The organism is Dawidia cretensis (assembly GCF_018598175.1).
In the GTDB taxonomy this organism is placed as follows: Bacteria; Bacteroidota; Bacteroidia; order Cytophagales; family Cyclobacteriaceae; genus Ohtaekwangia; species Ohtaekwangia cretensis.
Map to the genome: position 1 here is coordinate 1 of NZ_JAHESE010000074.1, position 3,519 is coordinate 3,519.

At 39.8% G+C, this 3,519-nt stretch carries 2 protein-coding genes; one reads left to right on the forward strand and one right to left on the reverse strand.

Annotated features, from left to right (window positions below):
* Positions 1 to 787 precede the first annotated feature (787 nt).
* Positions 788 to 2,002, forward strand: a complete 1,215-nt coding sequence (locus tag KK062_RS29680) for a hypothetical protein (protein ID WP_254088019.1) — start codon at positions 788 to 790, stop codon at positions 2,000 to 2,002.
* A 158-nt stretch (positions 2,003 to 2,160) separates the two neighbouring features.
* On the opposite strand, the gene KK062_RS29685 is transcribed toward KK062_RS29680, so the two are convergent.
* On the reverse strand, positions 2,161 to 3,519 hold a 1,359-nt coding region (locus KK062_RS29685; protein WP_254088020.1), incomplete at its 5' end, for an AAA family ATPase.

Consider the following 3,519-nt stretch of genomic DNA (forward strand, 5'->3'; position numbering starts at 1 on the left):
CGCCGTATGCCGAACGGCACGTACGGTGGTGTGAGAGGACAGTAAGGGAAATAATCCCTTACTTCCTACTCGATTTTTATAACTCCTACTGAAGGGTAGTGCCTCCCGACAGAGTCGGGAGGGTCGGATGTTCGAATCATCTCATCCCGACTTAAAGTCTCAGCAATATGCTGGGGCTTTTTTGTTTTTATAACTCCTACTGAAGGGTAGTGCATCCCGACAGAGTCGGGAGGGCCGGATGTTCGAATCATCTCACCCGGACTTAAGCCTCAGCGATATGCTGGGGCTTTTTTGTTTTCATAACTCCTACTGAAGGTTAGCGCATCCCGACAGAGTCGGGAGGGTCGGATGTTCGAATCATCTCACCCTCATTGACTTAAAACTCTAAATACCCTTGCTCTTTGTACGGCAAATATTCAAGTTCCCTTCCAGCCAAATCAACTTGAGGGTTTCTACCCACTAGCCCTTATACCACGAGGGTATTTCATACTCTTTAATAAATGGGATTCAACTAAAAGGTCTAATGGAATTATATGTTTTCCTAAAAATTTAATCTCGTGAAACGATCAGCCGATTTGGATAATGCTTGTCCAATACTCACAGGATATCGATATGAAAGTAAGAGCAAGATAATAAGACTTACTCCATTGAACATGCCTTCTTATTACACTATATTAGTAAGTAATTTGATCGCGGTCCTTATTCTGAAACAGGTTACTCAGATGAGTTGGCTATTCTGGAGGCGCATATAATAATTTTATTAGTTAACTAAAACACTTCACATGTTATGCTTTCCCACTTCATTAACAATGAATTTCCCAATTATCTCAACAGATATCTGAAAGGAATACTTCTACTTAAACACAGACTCAGCAACGTAGAAGTAACATACGAATTGGCAGAAGCTTTCTCTAATCACTCTTGTCGACTTTCCATCGACATTTCTTTTACTGATCCCAAATCCCTAGAGCCAGACGAAATAGAAATAGCTAACGCTTTTTTCTATAATCATAGCAACGACACAGGCATCAAATTCGTATCGTTTATCTATAAACCGCAGAACGAGTATTGGATAGATTTTAGCATTATCGAATCTTTCATAATACATTACGAATTTGCAGCACAAGTTTTTGGAGGATTCCTCAAAGATATATTACCAGAGTCTTGCAAACTAAGCATTGAGCCCTTAGAGGATTGTTCTCTGTTTATTTATACTCGACATGTATTATGGAAATTTCGAGACACGCCTAAACACGACAAGAGTCTTGAAAAAAAATATGAGGCTATCGTGGGGCGCTCTTTCGCCTTCGATTGTAACTATCATCATCTGCTAATAGAAGCACATGATAAATTCTCTGGAACTTTATTTACCAACCTCATAGCCGACACGGAAATAAATAAAAGCGTCTGCTCTTCAGAAGATATTCGCCGACTTGTAGTAAATGAAGAGATTCCTTTCAAAATGTATCACTACGGATCAACAATCAGCGAAATTCACATTGATGCTACTGTATTATTAGACAAACTGAAAAGCGGAATCTTTTTAGATAAGATAACAGGGCTCAGCAATCAGGAAATTTCTCTTTTAATAATTTTTTTGGAACGTCGGGAAAATGAACACCTTCGACAGGCTCAAGAACACAAAAATAAGATCGCTGATTTGGGAATTGCCATTGGCGACTACATTGTTGTCGAAAGGGACTATTGGGGCCGCGAATGTGAAGAGCTCGGCATTGTAAAAAAAATAGAGGTCGATAATAGCAATGATATAAATATCGATTATGTGCTTACTAAAAAAGATTTAACAGCGAGTAAGTTCAGTTCGAAAAATACTGTAGCGAGTAATATTTCGTCATCTCTTCATCCATCAGAAATTCATGCTATTATGGGTAATCTTGTTCATGAAAAAATCCATGCAATACAACTATTGAGAAAGAACGGTAAGCAAAATTCATTGTACGAGCCTTCGAAAATAAAATCATCAAGATTAAGTATCAAATAGCTTACAGGAGAGGATCAAGGTGGACTTAGCCCATCTCAAAAAGCCTCAGCAAATACTAAGGTTTTTTTTTCGTTTTACGGCCTTACTGATGAATCCCCACAGCGTCGGGAGAACAGTAAATTCGAAACCTCTTGTTTGTCTATATTATTAAAATCCAGTCAAATAAACAGAGCGTCCTTTGTAATGGAATTTTGCACCAACCTCTTGGCGTACTCGTTTTCCTTAATTCCAAAAGTTGTAATAAACGTCACGTAAACCGATTTCTTTGTTTTCGTCTGGCGCGCAAAAACTTCTTTCTTGTTTTCAAGATCCTCCGCATAATCTTTATCTATAAGAAATTCTGATTCTGAATATTTCATCTCACAGAGATTAATCACAAAATCTTTGCGGTCCAGCAAAAGATCGACTTGCGCGCCTTTTTCTTGTTTAGACAGAAAGCGCCAGGCAGATTCTTCTGTATATATACTGGCAATACCAAGTTCCTTTTTAATTTGAGGAATATGTTTTAGGCAAATCCTTTCGAAAGCAACACCGCTCCAACTTTTCCAGGACTGACCTGATGAGAAGCTTTGCCAGACTCCCTGGCCAGAGGATCGGTTCTTCTCGATAAATTTCAAGTAAAAGTGCGTGAATTCGTCTGCGAGCTTGAAAATAGTATCCTTCGATTTTTTATCATAAGGTTGCCATGCCGTCACAAAACCGGACTCAATCAGCTCCTCCAACAGTCCGGTTATGGTTCCCCCTGAAGTAAACTCAGCTTTATCGATAATCTCAGACCGTGTCAATCCGGATTGATTCGCTGCCAGCGCTCGAACAACAGCAAGGTGGCGTGTGGCATCATCAAATAATGAGTGGTATAGGTTTTTGAATTCACCGGCCAATAACCCATCCTTTGTAAAGCAAATTCTATCGATGGCTTGTGTTGAGCTTTCCCCTTTCTTTACTTCTTTCAGGTAATGCGGAATACCTCCCATCACCATGTAAATCTGCAAGATTTGATAGCGGTCCATATAAACGTCCCGCGAGTTTAGGAACGATTCCGTATCTCCCAGGTTAAATGGAAGTAATCGTATCTTCCTTGTTATCCTGTTATGAAGCCCGCCTTTGTTATTGACAACATTCTGAATCATCCATGATGCAGCAGAACCGCATATGATCACAATGAGATTATTTTGTTTGCTCCCCCAACTATTCCACCAATGATCAAACGCAGATAAGAACCGCGACTTATGCGTATTAAGCCACGGGAACTCGTCCAAAAAAACAACAGCCCTACCTATAGCAAGTTTAGGTGTGAGATAATGACTAAGTAAATCGAGAGCATCAGTCCAATTTTTTGGCGTCTGGTAAATTTTTTCATTACCTGCTGCCTTACCAAGAGCCTTTTTAAAATTCTCCAGTTGTTCGCCAAGCTTCACATTCCTACTACCGACAAATTCAAAAACAATAGATGCCTCTAGATGTCTCCGGATCAAGAATGTTTTACCGACCCGCCGACGACCAAATAATGCTATAAG

Bases quoted from the DNA above. Each gene is read 5' to 3' on its own strand.
- KK062_RS29680 (WP_254088019.1), top strand. From the start codon at position 788: ATGCTTTCCCACTTCATTAACAATGAATTTCCCAATTATCTCAACAGA.